This window comes from Roseobacter denitrificans OCh 114, from assembly GCF_000014045.1.
GTDB classification, from domain to species: domain Bacteria; phylum Pseudomonadota; class Alphaproteobacteria; order Rhodobacterales; family Rhodobacteraceae; genus Roseobacter; species Roseobacter denitrificans.
In genome coordinates this window covers 486,690-506,431 of sequence record NC_008209.1, presented here as the reverse complement: position 1 = coordinate 506,431, position 19,742 = coordinate 486,690, and the positions used below count along the sequence as shown (strand labels likewise).

Sequence of the window (19,742 nt, the reverse complement as noted above, 5' to 3'; positions counted from 1 at the left end):
GAAAGCGCCAGACCCGCGTATCTGACAAACTGGCTTGACAGCTGCGCGCCTCTTGGCCTCTATGACTTAAGTAACCGAATGGTGCATTTTGGGAGGACATCATGAAGAAAATGATAAAAGGCGCTTTGATCGCCAGCACATGCCTTATGGGAGCGGCACAGATCGCGCAGGCAGAGGATGTAGAAGTTCTGCATTGGTGGACATCAGGTGGGGAAGCTTCCGCCCTGAACGTCCTCAAACAGGACCTTGAGGGGCAGGGCATCGGCTGGACCGACATGCCGGTTGCGGGCGGTGGCGGTGAACAGGCGATGACCGTTTTGCGAGCACGGGTCACGGCAGGCAACGCCCCGACGGCGGTGCAGATGTTGGGGTTTGATATTCTGGACTGGGCTGATCAGGGTGCATTGGCGGATTTGAACGCGACAGCCGCTGAACAGGGCTGGGATGACGTGGTGCCGGACGCGCTGAAGGCCTTTGCCAAGGTCGATGGAAAATGGGTTTCGGCCCCGGTCAATGTACATTCCACCAACTGGGTCTGGGCCAATAAATCCGTGCTGGATGCCAATGGCATCGCCGTGCCGGAAACATGGGATGATTTCGTCGCAGCGGTCGATACGCTGAGCGCTGCGGGCATCACACCGATCGCGCATGGCGGGCAAGCCTGGCAGGATGCGACCGTATTTGACGCAGTCGTCATGTCCACGGGCGGACCCGAGTTCTACAAAGCTGCCTTTGTCGATCTGGACCCGGAAGCGCTGAACAGCGACACGATGGTCGAAGCGTTTAACCGGATGGCCTTTATCCGCGAGAATGTGGACGATAACTTCTCGGGCCGTGACTGGAACCTTGCCACCGCGATGGTCATGAATGGCGAAGCCGGTTTCCAGATGATGGGCGACTGGGCCAAGGGCGAATTCCTGAATGCGGGTAAAGTACCGGGCGAGGATTTCCTCTGTTTCCGCTTCCCCGGCACACAGGATCAAGTCACCTTCAACGCGGATCAGTTCGCGATGTTTGATCAGGGTGGCGAAGTCTCTGCTGAACAGTCTGCCTTGGCCAGTGCGATCCTGTCGCCGTCCTTTCAGGTGGCCTTCAACAAGGTCAAAGGCTCTGTGCCTGCGCGCACCGACGTCGATGGCAGCGATCTGGACGCCTGTGGTCAACAGGGGATGAAAGACCTTGCAGCCGCCGCGTCCAGCGGCAATCTGTTCGGCTCCATGGCACATGGCCATGCCGCGCCAGCATCTGTGAAAAACGCGGTCTACGATGTGGTCACGGCGCATTTCAATGGCGAATATGATGCGGCCACCGCTGCCGAAGAACTCGCCACCGCTGTAGAAATCGCGCAGTAACTCTAAGGGGCCTGATCCCTGCACGGGGGTCAGGCCTTTGCCAACGGGGGAGCCTATGGCGGACACGTCCAGCCCGGACATGCGCACGCGTTTGCAGAACTGGTTGCCCAAACTGGTTCTTGCGCCGTCCTTTGCGCTCGTCCTGTTCTTTGTCTACGGGTTCATCCTTTTCACGATCTATCTGAGCTTTTCCGACAGCCGGTTGTTGCCATCCTATGGGCTGGTCGGCTGGGAAAACTATTCCAAACTGTTCCGCCTCAGCCACTGGGAAACCGCGATCACGAACCTTGCGGTTTTTGCAACGCTGTACATCGTGATCTGTTCTGTGATCGGGTTGCTTCTGGCGATCCTGCTGGATCAGAAGATACGCGGCGAAGGTGTCTTGCGCCCCATCTACCTCTATCCGATGGCGTTGTCTTTTATTGTCACGGGCACGGCATGGAAATGGATGCTGGACCCTGGCATCGGCATCGAAAACACGATGCATCTGTGGGGCTGGGAAAGTTTTGCCTTTGACTGGATCAAGAACCGGGACTACGCGATTTACACGGTTGTGCTGGCGGCGGTCTGGCAAAGTTCCGGCTTTACCATGGCGATGTTTCTGGCGGGGCTGCGCGGCATCGACAATGAAATCCTCAAGGCGGCGCAAATGGACGGCGCCTCCAACTGGCAGCTATACCGGCGCATCATCATTCCGCAATTGCGCCCCGCGTTTCTGTCGGCATTCGTCATCCTGAGCCATCTGGCGATCAAATCCTATGACCTTGTGATCGCCCTGACCGGCGGCGGGCCGGGCCGCGCCACCGAACTGCCTGCCACGTTCATGTATTCCTATACCTTCAGCCGCAACCAGATGGGCATCGGCGCATCCTCAGCCGTGATCATGCTGATGACGGTCGCGGCGATCATGGTGCCCTATCTCTATGCCGAACTGAAGGAGAAGAAGTAATGGCCATCGCTTCTTCGGAAAATGCCATGCGCAGCGGGCGTTTTGCACGCACACTGATTTACCTGCTGCTGCTGCTCTTTGCGCTCTTCTACCTCTTGCCGCTCTTCGTGATGTTGGTGAACTCACTAAAACCGCTGAGCGAAATCACCGGGGGCAATATGATGGCCCTGCCCGATGTCTGGACGATCCAACCGTGGCTCTCCGCGTGGTCCACCGCACAGATCGGGGTGGATCCCACGGGGTTGAAACCCTATTTCCTCAATTCCATCGCCATGGCCTTGCCCGCTGTTTTACTCTCGACGTTTTTCGGCGCGTTGAACGGTTATGTACTGACCAAATGGCAGTTTCGCGGGCATAATATCGTTTTCGGCCTGCTGCTCTTTTCCTGCTTCATTCCGTTTCAGATCGTCCTGATCCCCATGGCGCAAAGCCTCGGTGTGCTGGGTCTTGCAGGGTCCACCACTGGGTTGATCCTTGTGCATTTTGTATACGGCATCGGGTTTACCACGCTATATTTCCGCAACTACTACGCCGCCTTTCCGACCGAGCTGGTGCGTGCCGCGCAGATAGACGGCGCGGGGTTCTTCCGCATCTTCTGGCGCATCCTGTTGCCGTCGTCAGGACCGATCATCGCGGTCAGCTTCATCTGGCAGTTCACCAATATCTGGAACGACTTTCTGTTCGGCGCCAGCTTTGCAGATGCTGACAGCCAGCCGATGACCGTGGCCCTGAACAATCTAGTCAGTTCTTCGACCGGGGTGAAAGAATACAACGTGCATTTTGCCGGTGCGATCATGGCGGCCCTGCCGACGCTGGTCGTTTATGTTGTTGCCGGGCGCTATTTTGTGCGCGGCCTGATGGCCGGGTCAGTAAAAGGATAAGACATGGGTTTTCTGGATATCGAAAACGTCACCAAATCCTATGGCAGCACTGAGGTTCTGCACCGCGTCGATGTCTCCGTGGCTGAGGGCGAATTTCTTGTGCTGGTGGGCCCGTCCGGCTGCGGAAAATCGACACTGTTGAACATGATTGCAGGGCTGGAAGACATCACCAGCGGCACGATCGCAATCAAGGGTCAGCCGATGAATGGCGTGCATCCGTCCAAGCGCAACATCGCGATGGTGTTTCAGTCTTACGCGCTTTACCCGAATATGACGGTCGCGCAGAACATCACCTTTGGTCTTGAAATGCATGGCGTGCCCAAGGCCGAACGCGCCGCTGCGATGGATAAGGTCGCGGATATGTTGCAGATCACGCCATTGCTGAACCGCAAACCCGGTCAGTTGTCCGGTGGGCAACGCCAAAGGGTTGCGATGGGCCGGGCGCTGGTGCGCAACCCGGATGTGTTCCTCTTTGACGAACCCTTGTCGAACCTGGATGCCAAGCTGCGCGTCGACATGCGTACCGAGATCAAGAAACTGCATCAGCGGCTTGGCACGACCATCGTTTATGTCACCCATGACCAGATCGAGGCGATGACCCTGTCCACGCGCATTGCAGTGATGAACGGTGGATATGTGCAGCAACTGGGCACGCCGAAAGAAATCTATGACAATCCGGCGAATGTCTTTGTGGCCAGCTTCATGGGGTCGCCTTCCATGAACCTGATCCCGGCCATCTTGCGTCGCAAAGGTGCCGCGGCCATGGTCGAGATCACGGATGCCACCGGAGCACCTGTGTTGCTGCCCGTCGCGGTGGATCAGGGCGCAGATGGCGCTGCGGTGCTGTTGGGCATTCGCCCGGAGGCCGTAACGGACCCTGACGGCGCTGACAAAAAGGCCCGCAATGTGGTTCTGGCCCGGAACCGCATTGATGTGACCGAGCCCGCCGGATCAGATACGTTCATCACAACCTGTTTCGCAGGCAAGGACGTGGTCGGTCGCATGCGCGCTGATGCAGAGGCGCATCCCGGTGAAATGGCGGAACTGGCGCTGAATATGGACAAGGCTGTCCTTTTCGATCCGAAGACCGAAAACCGCTTGCGGTGATTGGTTTTTTTCGCGCTCTGGAGCGTCTGACGAAATACCTGAACCATCACGTATCACGTAACAAGTTGAACTTTGATTTCAGGCAGCGTTACGTGATCGAGGTTTTTCGCATGACGCTCTAAAGACCGTCCGCCCGCACCAGCCGCATGATGGTGTCGAGGTTAAAGGCGAGCCGCTCTTCCAATGCGTCAGGCGTCATCAGATCCCGCTCGAACACGATCGCGCCGGTGAACCGGTTGGTCAGGTAGTAATAGCCAATCGCCGCAATCGTGATGTTCAACTGTGTAGCATCAATGCCCGGGCGAAAGACGCCTTCCTGCACACCACGATCCAGCAGGTTTTGCATCATGGATACGAATTTCCGACTGGCAACCGCGATCACTTCGGATTTCTTGAGGTGGCGCGCGCGGTGGAGGTTCTCGCTGTTGACCAGCGTGATGAACTCCGGGTTCTTCAAATAGTAATCCCAGGTGAACCGCACGAGGTGTTCCAACGCTTTTTCCGCGGGCATGCTGTCAAGATCAAGCTTTTGCTCGGCGTTCCGGATGTCGAGGTACGCGGCCTCAAGCACAGCCTTGAACAGCTTCTCCTTGGAACCGAAGTAGTGATAGATCATGCGCTTGTTGGCTTTGGCACGCTCCGCAATCTCGTCCACGCGGGCCCCGCCCAGACCATGTTTGGCGAATTCCTTCTTGGCAGCCTGCATGATACGCAGCCGGGTCGCATCTGCGTCACGTGTTTTGCGCTTCTCGGTCACTTCACTTCTACCCTGATCATTTGTGCGAAACACAGGATTACCCTATGACATCCTGTTTTGAGCGTCAAAGGCCAGAGGTTGTTTCGCGTCGCGTTGCCACGGCGGTATCTTTATGTGCTTATTGCATGAAGAGGTAACTGATAAGTGCGTTGTGCTACGGTGACCGGACTGTTCGGCACAGCGATTGAAGGGGGGACCAGAATGACGCGTGCGGCAGTGTTGAGCAAACCGGGACATTTCGAGATGCAGGAGAGGCCCACCCCGACCCCCGGCAGGGGCGAGGTTTTGATACGCGTCGCGCGTGTCGGCATTTGCGGTACGGACATCCACATCTTCAACGGACATTATGCGACCGACAATCTGCCGATGATACCGGGTCATGAATTCACCGGCACGATCGAGGCGCTCGGCCCTGATGTGACCGGGCTGCGCCTCGGGGACAAGGCGGTCGTTGACACGAATGTTGGCTGTGGCACCTGTTACTGGTGTCGCCGCAGCGAAATTCTGAACTGCCCTGACATGCGCCAGATGGGGATCAGCATGGACGGGGCCTTCGCCGAATACATCGTGGTTCCGGCCCGGCTGGTTATCCCCGCCCCTGCGCATATGCCGTTTGAGGTGCTCGCGCTGACCGAACCGCTGGCCTGCGTTGTGCGCGCTGCGCGGAAAGCCGATGTGAGCTTTGGTCAATCCGTCGCCGTGCTGGGGGCGGGTCCGATCGGGCATCTGCATGTGCAATTGCTGCGCACCATTGGCGCGGCACCCATCATTGTGACGGATATTTCGCCGGACCGGGTGGCGCTTGCGCTCAGACATGGTGCGGATGTCGGGGTCAGTGATCCGGCTGACGTCAAGGCCTGCGTGATGCAAGCGACCGAGGGGCGCGGTGCAGATATCGTGATTGAAAGCGTGGGGCTACCAGCGCTCTACCAACAAGCCCTGCACCTGATCCGCAAGGGCGGCCATGTGGCGGCCTTTGGCCTGACCGGCGCGGGCGAAGTTTTGCCCGTCGACATTCTGACGACCATTCTGCAGGAGAACTCGATCAAGGGGTCCGTTGCAGGCTCCGGGCAGGATATGCATGACGCGCTGAATTTTCTGGTGCATGGTCGGATTGATCCCGCGCCGTTTCTGGGGGCGGAATACCCGCTAAAAGACATTCAGACTGCGTTTGACACATTCGGGGATCGCCCGGATGATCTGAAAACGCAAATTGTCATGTCGGATTGAAAGAGGAACAAGATTATGCCCATCACCACCGAAAGCTACACCTCCGCTCCGAATGGCAAGATCCCCAACAGCCGCTTTCCCTTGCTGGTGCATCGCAATGCAGTGCCGGGCGGCGGCGCCGAGGCGATCAAGACACGCTTTCGCGAGAATGGATGGTCGAACAACTGGGACTATCCGGGCGTGTACGAATATGCCCATTTCCATTCGACGACGCATGAATGTCTGGGCTGTGCACGCGGGTGGATGGAGTTCAACCTGTCGGTGGGCGATGGCGGATGGACAAAGGTGCGTATCGAAGCGGGCGACGTCATTGTCATGCCCGCCGGTGTCAGCCACGAAATGATCGGCCAGTCGGAAGATATTCACATGTGCGGTGGCTATCCCGATGGGCGCGATTGGGATGACATACAAGAAGAATTCCTCAGCAATGAGGATTACAAACGCGCCTGCAAGCGCATCATGATGCTGCCCATCCCCGCCCGCGATCCGGCCACAGGCAAGGCGATGCCTGAATGGCACGGCGCGCCCTCCTCTGTGGATGGCGGGTGGAACGACTGGCGGCACGCGCTCGACAAACGGGAGTAAGCACCGGGCTTGATTATGACCAGCGTTGCCTGTACCAAATAACCATATGGTTACTTATAGGCAGCCCTGATCATGAGCACTTTCTGCATAAAAGGCCGCACAGTGTGTGCAGGGGTCGCCTTGCCTAACCCTGACGCCGACATTGACCTTCAAACGCGCAGTATGGGGGTCGCGTAAGGTGGCGCAGGGCTATGACTATATCATCGTGGGCGGCGGGTCGGCCGGGTGCGTGCTCGCCAACCGGCTGACAGAAGATGCAAGCGTCAGGGTGTTGTTGCTGGAGGCCGGCGGCAGTGATCGCCACCCGTTCATCCACATGCCGGTCGGGTTCGCAAAGATGACGACCGGCCCGCACACATGGGGCCTGATGACCGCGCCGCAGAAACATGCCAACAACCGCGAAATTCCATATGCGCAGGCGCGTGTCATCGGCGGTGGTTCGTCAATAAACGCCGAGGTTTTCACCCGTGGCCACCCCAGCGATTACGACCGCTGGGCGCGGGAAGAGGGCTGCGACGGCTGGGCATTTGACGATATCCGCAAGTATTTCATCCGCTCCGAAGGCAACACGGTTTTTGCCGGCGAGTGGCACGGCACGGACGGGCCCTTGGCGGTATCGAGCCTGAATGCGCAACCGATGACCCTTGCTTTCGTGCGCTCCTGTCAGGAACGGGGCATCCCGTTCAACCCCGACTTCAACGGGGCGGTGCAGGAAGGCGCTGGCGTCTATCAGACCACCACAAGGAATGCGCGGCGCTGTTCTGCGGCGGTGGGGTATCTCAAACCGGTGATGCATCGACCCAATCTGACCGTGCGCATGAATGTGCTGGTCAAGCGTGTTGTCGTTGAAAAGGGGCGTGCGACTGGCGTCGATATCTGGTCCGCCAAAACCGGCAGTGAGACGGTGCACGCGGATCAGGAGGTCATCGTCACGACGGGGGCAATCGGCACGCCAAAGCTGATGATGTTGTCGGGGCTGGGACCTGCGGCGCATCTCAAGGCCCATGGGATAGACGTGCAGGCGGACTTGCCGGGCGTTGGCGAAAACCTCACCGATCACTTTGGTATTGATATCGTGGCAGAGCTGACCGGGCACGACAGCCTCGACAAATACAACAAGCCGCATTGGGCGCTTTGGGCCGGCCTGCAATACTTGGCTTTTCGCACCGGTCCCGTGGCGTCCAACGTGGTTGAGGGGGGTGCCTTCTGGTATGCGGATCCCGACGCCGCAACACCCGATTTGCAGTTCCATTTTCTGGCCGGGGCCGGGGCTGAGGCGGGTGTGCCCTCCGTGCGACCCGGCGCATCCGGCATTACCCTCAACAGCTATACGCTACGGCCCAAATCCAGAGGGACGGTGCGGCTGCGCTCTGCTGACCCAAAGGATACGCCGATCATTGACCCGAATTTTCTGGGCCACCCGGAGGATCTGAAAACCTCTGTCGAGGGCGTCAGAATAAGCCGCGAGATTTTCGCGCAACCCAGCCTGCAAAAGTACATCCGCGCGGTGCGCTTTCCCGATGACAGCGTGCAAACGCAGGCAGAGTATGAGGCCTATGCACGCGCCTTTGGTCGCACCTCGTATCACCCGACGTGCACGTGCAAAATGGGGTCTTCCGATGACCCGATGGCGGTGGTTGATCCACGATTGCGGGTGCGCGGCGTGGACGGTCTGCGCCTGTGCGACAGTTCGGTCATGCCCTCTCTGATCGGGTCAAACACCAATGCCCCGACGATCATGATCGGCGAGAAAGCCGCAGATATGATCCGAGGAAACCACTGACATCGGCAGAGCATCCGGGTCAGTCGAAATCGGGTGCCCATGGCACGATATCCTTGCTGACGATACGGTAATTCATATGCGTCATCCGCTCGATCCGGGCCATGTCAACCGAGGACAGCGTGAAATCCATCACATCGAAGTTCGCCGCGATATTCTCGGGTTTGGTGGACATGGTGTTGATGCTGACACCTTTTTGCAGGATCCAGCGCAGCACGACCTGTGCCGCGGTTTTGCCATAGCCGGCGCCAATCTCGGCAAAGATCGGATGTTTGAACACCTCACCACGCGCAACCGAACAATAAGACGACAGCGGAATACCGGTTTCGGATGCGGCGGCCAGCATGACGTCTTGGTTCAGAAGCGGGTGGAATTCGATCTGATTTGTCACAAGGGGCGTTTCAATAATCCTGGTCGCATCGCGCATCATCTGGACTGTATAGTTGGACACGCCGATATTACGGGCCATGCCCCGTTTATGCGCTTGTTCCAGCAAGGTCAGCGAGCCTTCGATCTGGAAATCCGCAGGCGGCCAGTGCAGCAGCAAAACATCCACATAATCCAACTGCAAGGCTTTCAGGCTGGCCTCAACAGAAGCAAGAAATTTACTTTCGTCATAATTGTCATTCTCGACTTTTGTCGTCACGCAGAGCGTATCACGCGGAATACCCGTTTCTTTCAGAGCGGCCCCTGTCTCGGCCTCATTTCGATACATCTGCGCCGTATCAAACGCGCGATAACCAACCTCGGCAGCGGTGAGAATGGCGTCTCTGCAAGCAGTACCTTTCAGAGGATAGGTGCCAAATGAGCGTTGGTTCGAATGTTTGAAATAGATGTTCATGTCGCGCCTTTCCTGATAGCTCTGATTGTAACCCTTTAGTTACTTAATGGGAAGCATCAAAGAGTCTTGATCGCATGCTGGATTGTGGGCATAGTCTTTTAACCAAACAGTTACTTAAAGTGTGTCGCTGCAATGCCACGGAAGATTCTATGCCCAAGATTATGACAGCACGCGATGCGGCTGACCTCATTCCCGATGATGCAACCGTTGCCGTCAACTCATCCAGCGGGCTGTGTTGCCCTGATGCCGTTCTCAAGGGCATCGGTGATCGTTTTGACGCGGTCGGACACCCACGGAACCTGACCACAATTCACCCCATCGCAGCGGGTGATTTCTTTGGCACCAAGGGCGTGGATCACATCGCCAAAAAGGGCTGTCTATCGAGGATCATCGGCGGCTCCTATCCGTCGGGTCCGACCAAGGCGGAACCCCCATTGATATGGCAGATGATCGTGGCCGATGAAGTCGCCGCGTATAACGTGCCATCCGGTATTGTCTTTGACATGTTGCGCGAGGGGGCGGCAAAGCGCCCGGGTGTCTTGACCAAAGTGGGTATGGAAACCTTTGTCGATCCACGCCTTGAAGGCTGCGCGATGAACGGTGAGGCGCGCAAGACACCAATCGTTCAGCTGCGCGATTTTGAGGGCGAAGAATGGCTCTATTTCAAATCGATCCAGCCTGATGTGGCGATCATCCGCGCCACAACGGCCGATACACGCGGCAACCTCAGTTTCGAACATGAGGGGGCCTATCTGGGGGCGATGGAAATGGCACTGGCCGCGCGCAACAGCGGGGGCACGGTCATCGCGCAGGTCAAGCGGATTGCGGCGGCAGGGTCCATTCGGCCCCATGACGTAACCGTGCCGGGCATTCTGGTCGATGTGATCGTTGAAGCGCCGGATCAATTGCAAACCACCGCAACGCAATATGACCCGGCGATTTCGGGCGAATTGATCCGACCGATGGACAGTTTCGATACCGTTGATTTCAACATCGGCAAGGTGATCGCGCGCCGTGTGGCGCTTGAGTTGCAACGCGGATGGGCGGTGAACATCGGGTTCGGAATATCGGCAAATGTACCGCGTATTTTCGTTGAAGAGGGATGTCATAACGACGTCACCTGGATGATCGAACAGGGCGCAGTCGGGGGTGTGCCGCTGCTTGATTTCAAATTCGGCTGCGCGGCGAATGCCGAGGCCTTTGTCGCCTCACCACACCAGTTCTGCTATTTTCAGGCGGGGGGTTTTGATTGCTCGCTCCTGTCCTTCCTTGAGGTCGGCGCGGATGGGTCGGTCAATGTTTCGCGCTTGTCCGCCGTGCCGCACCGCACTGCAGGGGCGGGCGGTTTTGTGGACATTACCGCGCGCGCAAAGAAAATCGTCTTTTCGGGTATGTTCAATGCCGGTGCCAAAATGCGAGTCGAGAACGGCGAAATCGTGATCGAGCACGAGGGCAAGGTGGCAAAATTTGTTGATCAGGTGGATCAGGTGTCATTCTCAGGCAAACGCGCCATCGCGCAGGGGCAGCATATCACCTATATCACCGAGCGCTGCGTGATGAGGCTGGACGAACAGGGTCTGATCGTGACCGAAGTTGCACCCGGCCTCGATATTGACCGGGATGTGGTTGGTCAGGCGGCGACGCCTCTGCGCGTGGCACCGGACCTCAAGGTCATGGATGCCGGTTTGTTCCGCGACGCGCCGATTGATCTGGCCGGGCGTTTGTCGGCATGATTGATCTAAGTGTTCGGGATGGCATCGCGCGATTGGTTTTGAACCGGCCGGACAAACTGAACGCGCTGACCGCTGAAATGTGCGATATGCTTGCGGCCAGATGCCGGGAAATCGAACGCGGCACCGCCCGCGTTGTGATCCTCTCGGGTGCGGGCAAAGCGTTTTGCGCGGGCGGCGACATCGAAGCCTGGGCCGGTGAAACGCCCGAAGCCTTCGGGGATCATTGGGTGCGGGATGGGCATGCCGCCTTTGACGCGCTGGCCCGCTTGACCGTGCCAGTAATCGCGCAACTGGATGGTCATGCACTTGGTGGCGGCCTGGAACTGGCTGCCTGCGCCGACCTGCGCATTGCCGAGCAGCACATCAAGATCGGCCAGCCGGAAACCGGGCTTGGTATCATCCCGGGGTGGTCCGGCACGCAGCGCGCAGTCCGCCGGTTTGGTGCCCAAGTCGTGCGTCGCATGGCGCTCTTCGGCGAAGTCTTTGACGCTGAAGAAGCCCGCCGTCTGGGCCTCGTCGATCATGTGATTGCCACGGGTGCGGCGCATGTTCTGGCAGAAGACCTCGCCGCGCGTGTGCTGAGCCGTGGGCCGCAGGCGACGAAACTGACCAAGATGCTGATCAATGCCGCAGATCGCGAAGACCCCGAGCGGATCGCCGAGGCTTTGGCAGGGCGCATCGCAGCCGGCACGGATGAATTGCGCGAGGGTCTGTCTGCTTTTCGCGAAAAACGAAAACCGGATTTCTCCTGAAGGGACGCTGCCATGATCCGACATTCTGTTCACCTGCGTTTTCGCGCGGATGTTACCGAAGCTGAAAAAATGTCTCTCTATGATGCCCTCGCGGGCCTTTCGGGTCACATAGACGGCATCGTGGATTTTCAGCACCGCAAGAACGTCTCGGTCGAAACCCCGCTGGTGCGCGGTTTCCTCGACATGTTCTGGTTCGACTTTCGCGACACATCGGTGCGGGACACATATCTTGTCGATCCGGAACATCAGGCCATCGGGGCACGCATCGTCGCAGCACTTGAGGGTGGCCCAGAAGGCGTTTTTGTCTGTGACGTCGAGCTGTAACCGAGCCTAAAGCGTCATGCGAAAAACCTCGATCACGTGACGCTGCCTGAAATCAAAGATCTCAAAGTGTTACGTGATACTTGATGTGTCAGGTATTTCGTCAGCCGCTCTAAAGGTCGAAAATAAGACCGTTTTCGCCTTCCTGAACAATGGCGCCATGCTGGTTCATGGCCTGCGCTGTGATCTTTGTGATGCCGCGCTTTCCGTTTGCGGTCAGGCGTTTTTCGCGGATCACAAACCTTGCAGAAATCGTATCACCGACCAGAACCGGCGCGACGAACCGCCATGTCCAGCCCAGTGAGGCCAACGCGTCAAAACGGGCTGGCGCGTTGTTTTTCAATCCATCAATGACGGCCAGAACCAACAATCCATGGGCGACGCGCCGTTCGAAACCTTTGGCCTGCGCAGCCGCGTCCGACATATGGATTTCGTAGGTATCGCCGCTGACACGCGCAAAATCGTCTATCAACTCTGCCGATATCACGCGTGCGCCTGTCACAAGGCAATCACCGCTTGCCAGATCGTGATACCCGTACCTGCCGGGCGAGAGGTTCATACCGGCACCGGCGCATCGGTGCGCAGCAGCCCTTCGTGTTTCAGTTCGGCCCAGAAATCTGCAGGAATTTCGTGGCGGAACCATTTTAGGTTCTGCTCCAACTGCGCGATGGTCCGCGTGCCTGCGATAAAGGAGGGGATGGAAGGGTGTGCGACGACGAATTGCAAGGCCGCTGCGGGCAATGGCACCTGATGGTCCGCGCATACCGCCTCGATCTTTGCGACGCGCGCCATGATCTCTGCGGGGGCGGGGGCATAGTTGTATTTGGCACCTGCCCGCGCCCCCGTTGCCAGGATGCCGGAATTGAACCCGCCGCCGACAACGACTGCGGCACCGCGCGCTTCACACATCGGCAGGAACGTATCCTGCGCCTCCTGCTCCAAAAGCGTGTAGCGCCCGGCCAGCAGAAAACAGTCAAAATCACGCGCCTCAAGGGCCGCCTGACAGACCTGCCATTCGTTTACCCCGACGCCAATTGCTGAAACGACACCCTCATCGCGCAATTTGGCCAGCGCTTTCCACGCGCCATCCATGGCCTGTTTAAAAACGTCAGGCTGCGCGTCGCCACGGGTGAAAACGTCGATGTCGTGGATAAAACAGATATCCATCCGCTCAAGCGCCAGCCGTTGCAGGCTGTCTTCAAAGGCGCGCATCGTGCCATCATAGGTATAGTCAAATTCAAGATTGAAAGGCGCCGCGTTCGTCCATGGCGCAAAGTCGATATCGCCCCGCCTTGCGGGAACGAGGCGGCGCCCGACCTTTGATGACAGCACGAGATCATCGCGGTTCTTCCACCGCAGCGATTGGCCTGTGCGCAGTTCGGCAAGGCCGTGGCCGTACATGGGCGCTGTATCATAATACCGGACGCCTGCATCCCATGCCGCCTGAAACATGCCGTCGGATGTCGCTTCGTCGATCTCGCGGAAAATGTTGCCCACCGGGGCTGTGCCAAACCCGAACGCAGTGACCTCAAGATCAACCCGGCCGAATTTATTCCTTGTCGCGTGGTCCATCCCATGTCCTTCCGACTAAGTAACTATATGGTTAATCGTGGCGGAGCAGACAGTGCAAATCAAGTCTTGAATCGCTTGACGCCTGTTGGTTGTCTTCCTAATAGTAACTGAACGGTTACTATTTGACGCAGGAAGGGCGCCCTAATGTTTTCGACTGAAGTACACGCCCAGGTGCGTCAGATGACACGCCAGTTTGCCGATGAAGTGATCCGTCCCGTGGCCGAAGAACTGGACCGTGACGAACGATTTCCAACCGAGATTTACGCGCAGATGGCGCAGCTGGGATTGTTCGGCATTTGTGTCCCCGAAGCGATGGGCGGCCCCGGCATGGATACGCTGGCGTATGCAATCGTGATGGAAGAATTGTCGCGCGGCTATGCCTCTGTTGCGGATCAATGCGGGTTGGTCGAACTGATTACCACGCTGCTTGTCACGCATGGCACGCAGGCACAGCGCGACATGTGGCTGCCTGATATCCTCGCGGCGAAAACCAAGGTCGCCTACTGCATTACCGAACCCGAAGCGGGCACCGATGTCTCGGGCATCCGCACAACCGCCGTGCGGGACGGGGAGGGATGGCGGCTCAACGGCGGCAAGATATGGATTCACAACGCGCCTGTGGCCGATCTGGGGTTTGTTCTGGCCCGCACCGATCCCGAAGCCGGGCATCGCGGCATGTCGATTTTTGTGGTGGATCTGCATGCCGATGGCGTGGCGCGCGGCCCCAAGGAACATAAGATGGGTCAGCGTGCATCACAGGTGGGGCCGCTGCATTTCGATAATGTGACACTGCCGGCTCACGCCCTTTTGGGTGCAGAGGGGCGCGGTTTCCACATGATGATGTCCGTCCTTGATAAGGGCCGTGTGGGTATCGCGGCGCTGGCGGTCGGGATCGGTCAGGCCGGTCTTGACGCTGCGGTGGAATACGCAGCACAGCGCCGACAATTCGACAAGGCGATCTCGGAATTTCAGGGGGTGCAATGGTTGCTTGCGGATATCGCCAAAGACGTGGAGGCGGCGCGATTGCTCGCCCATTCGGCGGCCCATAAAATCGACATCGGCGCGGACGCGACCAAGGCCTGTTCCATGGCAAAGTGTTTTGCCGGTGACATGGCGGTTGCACGTTCAGCCGATGCGTTGCAGGTTTTCGGAGGCTCAGGCTACATCAAGGGGTTTGAGGTGGAACGGCTGTATCGCGACGCAAAGATCACCCAGATTTACGAGGGGACAAACCAGATTCAACGCATGATCATCGCGCGTGAGCTTTTGGCAAAAGGGGCGGATGCATGAGACAAGTTGCATTGGTCACCGGGTCATCCCGAGGGATCGGGCTGGCCGCCGCCAAGGCGCTGGCGCGCGAGGGGTTTTCAATCGCCCTGAACGGTCCGGAGGATGACGATGAACTGGCCGCAGCCGTCGCAGCGATCAAAGAGATAGGCGTGCCAAATGTCGCCGTCCCGTTTGATGTCAGCGATCTGACCGCGCATCACGCGGCCCTGACAAAGGCCGAAGAGGCGCTTGGCCCTTTGACGACACTGATCAACAATGCGGGTGTCGGTGTGATCAATCGGGGTGACATGCTGGACGTCACAGAAGAAAGCTATGATCGCTGCATGGCCGTGAACACCAAAGCGGTGTTCTTTCTGTCCCAATGCTTTGCCAAGCGCCTGTGCGCCCGGAGCCGGCCTGCGCAGCTGTTTCATTCCATCGTCAATGTCAGCTCTGCCAATGCCATTGCCGTTGCCGCACCCCGGTCGGAATACTGTGTGTCCAAAGCCGCTGCCGCGATGGTGACGAAAACGCTGGCCGTGCGCCTCGGGCCTGAAAACATCGCCGTTTACGATGTGCAGCCGGGTTTGATTGAAACCGAGATGACAGCCCCCGTGATCGCGCAATATGAGACGCGCGCGCGCGCGGGTCTGACGCTCTTTCCCCGCGTGGGGCAACCCGATGACGTGGGCATGATTATCGCGTCGCTCGCGTCCGGGAAACTTCCCTATACCACCGGTCAGGCGATTTCGGCTGATGCAGGCATGCTCGTTCCCCGTTTTTGAGGTTTTCCATGAAAATTGCGCTTCCCGATCCTGCTGGCACCCTGAGCGATTACGCCCTGCAGGGCACGCCGATCGCACAGGCAACGCTGACACCAGATGCGGCACGCGTGGTGTTTTCGGCGGCGCATGTGGTGGCGGACCCGTTCACATCAAACGATCCAATGGGACCCGCGAGCGTGGATTGGGACGCAACGATGGCATTTCGTCGCCACCTTGCCGGGTTGGGCATGGGCATCGCCGAAGCGATGGACACCGCCCAACGGGGGATGGGCCTTGACTGGCCGGGCGCGTTGGAACTGATCGCGCGTACAAAATCCGAACTGCCCGACGCGCTGGTCTTCAATGGCTGCGGCACGGACCAGCTCGCCCCGCAGGATGCGAATACCCTTGATGATGTGATCGCCGCCTATCTGGAGCAGATCGAAGCGATCCAGAAACTGGATGGCCGCATCATCCTGATGGCAAGCCGTGCGTTGGCGCGTGTCGCGCAAAGCCCAGATGATTACCTGAGCGTTTACGCCAAGGTGCTTGATGCCTGCGATCACCCGGTGATCCTGCATTGGCTGGGGCCGATGTTTGATACGCAACTGGCGGGCTATTGGGGGGGCGCCACGTTTGAAGAGTGCCTTGAAACCTGCCTGAACATGATCGCCGCGAACACGTCCAAAGTGGACGGGATCAAGATTTCACTACTCGACAAGGACAAGGAAATCACCATGCGCAAGCGCCTGCCGGAGGGTGTGAAAATGTACACCGGTGATGATTTCAACTACCCCGAACTGATCGAGGGCGACGAGATGGGGTATTCCCATGCGCTGCTGGGAATCTTTGACCCGCTTGCGCCCGCTGCGGCCTATGCTGTGTCGCAGCTGACGCGGGGCAACGCCGCACAGTTCCGGGCCACGCTGGACCCGACCGTGCCACTGGCGCGCCAGATTTTCCGCGCACCTACGCAGCATTACAAAACCGGTGTGGTCTTTCTGGCGTGGCTGAACGGTTTTCAGGATCACTTCATCATGCTGAACGGGGCGCAGGCAGCGCGCCCCCTGCCGGATTTCGTGACGATTTTCAAACAGGCCGATGCCTGTGGGCTGTTGCAGGACCCGGAATTGGCGGTGGCACGAATGAAAAGACTGCTTGCCATCTATGGAGTCCTGTGATGCGTGATTTTTCAAAAGACCTTTCGGCGCTGGCGCTCAATACGGCCTCGCTGGGCCATAACCTTGACGGTTACGGGGCCGGGTGGTCGACTGAAGCCGTCATTGATGCCTGTGGCGCGCGCGGTTTTGGGGGCATTGTGTTTTGGCGGCGCGAAATTGGTACATCCGCGCAGCAGATCGGTGATCGCGTCCGCGCCGCCGGGCTGGAGGTGGCGGGGCTGTGTCGCTCACCGTTTTTGACCGGGCCTTTGGTGCCGGGTGATGACGCCGCGATCATGGATGATTTTCATGCGTCCATCGACATGGCCGCCGGGCTTGGCACCGAAGTACTGACGGTTGTCACGGGCGGGATCGACCCGGGCACCAAAGGGCCGTTGGAAAGTCAAAAGCGCGTGGCGGATCGGGTGGCGCGCGCCGCTGAATATGCCGCCGCGCGCAATGTGAAACTGGCGCTTGAGCCGCTCAATCCGATGTTTGGTGGAAACCGAAGCTGCATATTCACCGTCAGGGATGCCCTGCACATGTGTGACTGGATCGGATTGGATAACGTCGGGCTTGCGATCGATGTCTACCATGTCTGGTGGGACAGCACGTTGACCGAGACGATGCCGCGCGCAACGGGAAAGGTGCTGGGATACCACGTCTGTGACTGGCTCGCGGAGACGCGCGACACCCTGTTGGATCGCGGTATGATGGGCGATGGTGTGGCCGACCTCAAAGCGCTGCGCCAGCTGGTCGAAGAAACCGGGTACAAAGGATATTGCGAGGTCGAGGTGTTCAGCGCCGAGGACTGGTGGAAACGGGACCCGAATGAAGTGCTGGATGTGATTGCGCAGCGGTTCCGCAGCCTCTGCTAGGATCTTTCCAACGCGTCCTTCGCCCAGACCAGCACTTGCACACGTCCATCGCGTCCGCGAATGGCAACATCAGTGGTATAGGCTGACTCCTGCGGACCGCCATCGGTCAACCCGGCGGCAAAATCGCTGCTCGCAACCACAACGGCCTTTTCCGTTTTGGCCACTTCCATCAAACGGCTGGCAAGGTTCACATTATCCCCTGTCACGGTCACCTGCTGATGGCTTTGCGCGCCCAGACGCGACAGGGTCACGGGCCCGCTGTGCAACCCGATGCGGCAGGACAGCGGCTCGTCAGGCGTTTGCGGCAGCGACTGATGCGACAACGAATGTACCAGATCAAAGGCACTGGCCAATGCATCATCGGCGTGCGATGCGTCCCCGCCCCGTTCCAGTCCGAACACCGCCAAAGCCCCATCACCCATATAATTGAACACACTGCCGCCACGCGCCTCAACCGTTTGGGCCGTCAGTTTGTGAAACATCGCCAGCAGGTTGCGGGTGCCATCCTGCCCAAGGCGCTGCGAATGCCCTGTAAAGCCGGTCAGATCAACAAACAGCACCACAAGGTCCTGTTCGATGGGTTCCATCAAATAATTGGGATCACTTTCAATTTTGGCGGCAAGGGCGGGTGATTGGAACTGTCGCAATGAGGCGACAGACTGTTCAGATTTCCGGGCCTGCAGGTTTTCCTGCATATAGCGCAGGCCGGACGCAGCGATGGCGGGCGGCAATGCGACAGCAAGCGCCAGCGCCCCGCTGAGCCAGAGGCCCGATGCAAACGCCAGCGTGATGGACGCAAGGAACACCAACACAAACCCGGCAGCAACCGGGACCCCGCGCGACAAGGGCCAGACAAGCACACTGGTGACACAGATGAGTGTCAGCGCAACCGCCAACGCGGCGTCCCACTGACGCGTCTGCGCATCGCGCCTCAGCGTTTCGCCTCCGCTGAGTTGCGAAATCGCGGTCGCGATCACCTCCATGCCCGGCGTGTTCTCGTCAAAGGGTGTCGCAAACCTGTCGCCCATGGCAGAGGCCGAAAACCCCAGCACCACCAGCTTGTCGGACAAGGCGTCCGGCAAGGTGCCACTTATCAGATCGCGCGCGCTGTAGGTGGGCACGGACCCTTCTGGCCCGATATGGCGCAGCGGCATGTTAAAGCCGAAATCGAGGGGGACATCCCGTGTACCCAATGTCAGCTGCGTTTCACCGAAAACCGCCTTTTCGCCGCCAAAGGAAAGCGATGCGAGCAGGGGAAGGGAGGGGACGAGGCTGCCTCCTGCATCAATCAGCAGGGGCGCGTATCGCGGTGTGCCGCTGGCGTCCGTGGACAGGTTGACCAGACCCGCCTCGGCCACCTCGCCGAACGCAGCTTGCGGCCAGATGATGCTGTCGGCTGATGCACTGTCCGCTCCGAAACGTGCCGCCGCCGCGATGGATGACGGGATTTCACCCAGCGCCGCCGCGAGCGCTGCATCATCTTCGGCTGGCCCCGGATCAGCAAGCAGTACATCCAAAGCCAAAACACGTGCATCGCTTTGCGCGATATTGGAGATGATCCGCGCCAAAAGCTGCCGTCGGCTTTGCAGTTCCGCCGGTGCTGCTGCGAGCGTTTCATCATCTATGGCGACAATCACGATGTCTGACGCGGCCGCGCGTGGTCCAATCAGGACGTGCCGCACATCCAAAAGACGGTATTCGAGCGGGTCGAAAAAACCCGCGCGGCCCGACATGTAGGGGATGATCAGGGTCAACACCCAGAACAGCGCTAACGTCACAGCACCAAGGGGCAAGGCCCATCGGCGCGCCCG

At 58.7% G+C, this 19,742-nt stretch carries 19 protein-coding genes; 14 read left to right on the top strand and 5 right to left on the bottom strand.

Annotated features, from left to right (window positions below; all coding sequences use genetic code 11):
- Window positions 1-101 precede the first annotated feature (101 nt).
- Genes RD1_RS02410 through RD1_RS02395 form a run of 4 tightly spaced genes read left to right on the top strand, consistent with a single transcriptional unit; the run spans window position 102 to window position 4,289 of the window.
- Window positions 102-1,352: an ABC transporter substrate-binding protein gene (locus tag RD1_RS02410; RefSeq protein WP_011566849.1), complete on the top strand. Its 1,251-nt coding sequence runs from the start codon at window positions 102-104 to the stop codon at window positions 1,350-1,352.
- A 55-nt stretch (window positions 1,353-1,407) separates the two neighbouring features.
- A complete protein-coding gene (locus RD1_RS02405) occupies window positions 1,408-2,301 on the top strand; it encodes a carbohydrate ABC transporter permease (protein WP_011566848.1) in 894 nt (297 codons plus the stop codon).
- Window positions 2,301-3,182, top strand: a complete 882-nt coding sequence (locus RD1_RS02400; protein ID WP_011566847.1) for a carbohydrate ABC transporter permease — start codon at window positions 2,301-2,303, stop codon at window positions 3,180-3,182. Before RD1_RS02405 ends, RD1_RS02400 begins: the two co-directional genes overlap by 1 nt.
- A 3-nt stretch (window positions 3,183-3,185) precedes the next feature.
- Window positions 3,186-4,289: an ABC transporter ATP-binding protein gene (locus RD1_RS02395; protein ID WP_011566846.1), complete on the top strand. Its 1,104-nt coding sequence runs from the start codon at window positions 3,186-3,188 to the stop codon at window positions 4,287-4,289.
- A gap of 118 nt (window positions 4,290-4,407) precedes the next feature.
- Here the strand turns inward: RD1_RS02395 and RD1_RS02390 are convergent, their stop codons facing one another.
- Window positions 4,408-5,046, bottom strand: a complete 639-nt coding sequence (locus RD1_RS02390; protein WP_044033310.1) for a TetR/AcrR family transcriptional regulator — start codon at window positions 5,044-5,046, stop codon at window positions 4,408-4,410.
- Between the two features lie 201 nt (window positions 5,047-5,247).
- Here RD1_RS02390 and RD1_RS02385 point away from each other — a divergent pair, with 201 nt between their 5' ends.
- The 3 genes from RD1_RS02385 to RD1_RS02375 all read left to right on the top strand — a co-directional run bounded on the left by RD1_RS02385 (window position 5,248) and on the right by RD1_RS02375 (window position 8,644).
- Window positions 5,248-6,276 (top strand): zinc-dependent alcohol dehydrogenase, encoded by a 1,029-nt coding sequence (locus RD1_RS02385; RefSeq protein ID WP_011566843.1) that lies wholly within the window; start codon window positions 5,248-5,250, stop codon window positions 6,274-6,276.
- A 15-nt stretch (window positions 6,277-6,291) separates the two neighbouring features.
- The gene (locus RD1_RS02380; RefSeq protein ID WP_011566842.1) at window positions 6,292-6,861 is read left to right on the top strand and encodes a hypothetical protein; all 570 of its coding nucleotides are present in this window, start codon (window positions 6,292-6,294) and stop codon (window positions 6,859-6,861) included.
- Window positions 6,862-7,003: 142 nt separating this feature from the next.
- Window positions 7,004-8,644, top strand: a complete 1,641-nt coding sequence (locus tag RD1_RS02375; protein ID WP_245897164.1) for a GMC family oxidoreductase — start codon at window positions 7,004-7,006, stop codon at window positions 8,642-8,644.
- Window positions 8,645-8,663: 19 nt separating this feature from the next.
- Here RD1_RS02375 and RD1_RS02370 read toward each other — a convergent pair whose 3' ends face one another.
- Window positions 8,664-9,482 (bottom strand): aldo/keto reductase, encoded by an 819-nt coding sequence (locus RD1_RS02370; RefSeq protein WP_011566840.1) that lies wholly within the window; start codon window positions 9,480-9,482, stop codon window positions 8,664-8,666.
- Between the two features lie 149 nt (window positions 9,483-9,631).
- Here RD1_RS02370 and RD1_RS02365 point away from each other — a divergent pair, with 149 nt between their 5' ends.
- Genes RD1_RS02365 through RD1_RS02355 form a run of 3 tightly spaced genes read left to right on the top strand, consistent with a single transcriptional unit; the run spans window position 9,632 to window position 12,291 of the window.
- Window positions 9,632-11,215 (top strand): acyl CoA:acetate/3-ketoacid CoA transferase, encoded by a 1,584-nt coding sequence (locus tag RD1_RS02365; RefSeq protein ID WP_011566839.1) that lies wholly within the window; start codon window positions 9,632-9,634, stop codon window positions 11,213-11,215.
- Window positions 11,212-11,967: an enoyl-CoA hydratase/isomerase family protein gene (locus RD1_RS02360; protein WP_011566838.1), complete on the top strand. Its 756-nt coding sequence runs from the start codon at window positions 11,212-11,214 to the stop codon at window positions 11,965-11,967. The genes RD1_RS02365 and RD1_RS02360 overlap by 4 nt, the downstream gene beginning before the upstream one ends.
- Before the next feature lie 12 nt (window positions 11,968-11,979).
- Window positions 11,980-12,291, top strand: coding sequence for a Dabb family protein (locus RD1_RS02355; protein WP_011566837.1), 312 nt, complete (start codon window positions 11,980-11,982; stop codon window positions 12,289-12,291).
- 109 nt (window positions 12,292-12,400) lie between these two features.
- Here the strand turns inward: RD1_RS02355 and RD1_RS02350 are convergent, their stop codons facing one another.
- Both RD1_RS02350 and RD1_RS02345 read right to left on the bottom strand, forming a co-directional pair.
- On the bottom strand, window positions 12,401-12,847 hold the full coding sequence (locus tag RD1_RS02350; RefSeq protein WP_011566836.1) for a (R)-hydratase: 447 nt from the start codon (window positions 12,845-12,847) through the stop codon (window positions 12,401-12,403).
- Window positions 12,844-13,860 (bottom strand): aldo/keto reductase, encoded by a 1,017-nt coding sequence (locus RD1_RS02345; protein ID WP_011566835.1) that lies wholly within the window; start codon window positions 13,858-13,860, stop codon window positions 12,844-12,846. The genes RD1_RS02350 and RD1_RS02345 overlap by 4 nt, the downstream gene beginning before the upstream one ends.
- 180 nt (window positions 13,861-14,040) lie before the next feature.
- Here RD1_RS02345 and RD1_RS02340 point away from each other — a divergent pair, with 180 nt between their 5' ends.
- From RD1_RS02340 to RD1_RS02325, 4 genes are read left to right on the top strand one after another with little or no spacing between them, the layout of a single operon-like run.
- A complete protein-coding gene (locus tag RD1_RS02340) occupies window positions 14,041-15,150 on the top strand; it encodes an acyl-CoA dehydrogenase family protein (protein WP_245897162.1) in 1,110 nt (369 codons plus the stop codon).
- Window positions 15,147-15,914, top strand: a complete 768-nt coding sequence (locus RD1_RS02335; RefSeq protein ID WP_011566833.1) for a 3-ketoacyl-ACP reductase — start codon at window positions 15,147-15,149, stop codon at window positions 15,912-15,914. Before RD1_RS02340 ends, RD1_RS02335 begins: the two co-directional genes overlap by 4 nt.
- 8 nt (window positions 15,915-15,922) lie before the next feature.
- Entirely contained in the window at window positions 15,923-17,074 is a 1,152-nt protein-coding gene (locus RD1_RS02330; protein ID WP_044032898.1) for a dihydrodipicolinate synthase family protein, read from the top strand.
- Window positions 17,074-17,931, top strand: coding sequence for a sugar phosphate isomerase/epimerase family protein (locus tag RD1_RS02325; RefSeq protein ID WP_011566831.1), 858 nt, complete (start codon window positions 17,074-17,076; stop codon window positions 17,929-17,931). The genes RD1_RS02330 and RD1_RS02325 overlap by 1 nt, the downstream gene beginning before the upstream one ends.
- Here the strand turns inward: RD1_RS02325 and RD1_RS02320 are convergent.
- Window positions 17,928-19,709: a CHASE2 domain-containing protein gene (locus RD1_RS02320; protein ID WP_253186780.1), complete on the bottom strand. Its 1,782-nt coding sequence runs from the start codon at window positions 19,707-19,709 to the stop codon at window positions 17,928-17,930. The genes RD1_RS02325 and RD1_RS02320 overlap by 4 nt on opposite strands.
- Between the last annotated feature and the right edge of the window lie 33 nt (window positions 19,710-19,742).

Bases quoted from the DNA above. Each gene is read 5' to 3' on its own strand.
- RD1_RS02325 (WP_011566831.1), top strand. From the start codon at position 17,074: ATGCGTGATTTTTCAAAAGACCTTTCGGCGCTGGCGCTCAATACGGCC.
- RD1_RS02340 (WP_245897162.1), top strand. From the start codon at position 14,041: ATGACACGCCAGTTTGCCGATGAAGTGATCCGTCCCGTGGCCGAAGAA.
- RD1_RS02355 (WP_011566837.1), top strand. From the start codon at position 11,980: ATGATCCGACATTCTGTTCACCTGCGTTTTCGCGCGGATGTTACCGAA.
- RD1_RS02380 (WP_011566842.1), top strand. From the start codon at position 6,292: ATGCCCATCACCACCGAAAGCTACACCTCCGCTCCGAATGGCAAGATC.
- RD1_RS02360 (WP_011566838.1), top strand. From the start codon at position 11,212: ATGATTGATCTAAGTGTTCGGGATGGCATCGCGCGATTGGTTTTGAAC.
- RD1_RS02395 (WP_011566846.1), top strand. From the start codon at position 3,186: ATGGGTTTTCTGGATATCGAAAACGTCACCAAATCCTATGGCAGCACT.
- RD1_RS02345 (WP_011566835.1), bottom strand. From the start codon at position 13,860: ATGGACCACGCGACAAGGAATAAATTCGGCCGGGTTGATCTTGAGGTC.
- RD1_RS02385 (WP_011566843.1), top strand. From the start codon at position 5,248: ATGACGCGTGCGGCAGTGTTGAGCAAACCGGGACATTTCGAGATGCAG.
- RD1_RS02330 (WP_044032898.1), top strand. From the start codon at position 15,923: ATGAAAATTGCGCTTCCCGATCCTGCTGGCACCCTGAGCGATTACGCC.
- RD1_RS02350 (WP_011566836.1), bottom strand. From the start codon at position 12,847: ATGAACCTCTCGCCCGGCAGGTACGGGTATCACGATCTGGCAAGCGGT.
- RD1_RS02370 (WP_011566840.1), bottom strand. From the start codon at position 9,482: ATGAACATCTATTTCAAACATTCGAACCAACGCTCATTTGGCACCTAT.
- RD1_RS02365 (WP_011566839.1), top strand. From the start codon at position 9,632: ATGCCCAAGATTATGACAGCACGCGATGCGGCTGACCTCATTCCCGAT.
- RD1_RS02335 (WP_011566833.1), top strand. From the start codon at position 15,147: ATGAGACAAGTTGCATTGGTCACCGGGTCATCCCGAGGGATCGGGCTG.
- RD1_RS02400 (WP_011566847.1), top strand. From the start codon at position 2,301: ATGGCCATCGCTTCTTCGGAAAATGCCATGCGCAGCGGGCGTTTTGCA.
- RD1_RS02405 (WP_011566848.1), top strand. From the start codon at position 1,408: ATGGCGGACACGTCCAGCCCGGACATGCGCACGCGTTTGCAGAACTGG.
- RD1_RS02410 (WP_011566849.1), top strand. From the start codon at position 102: ATGAAGAAAATGATAAAAGGCGCTTTGATCGCCAGCACATGCCTTATG.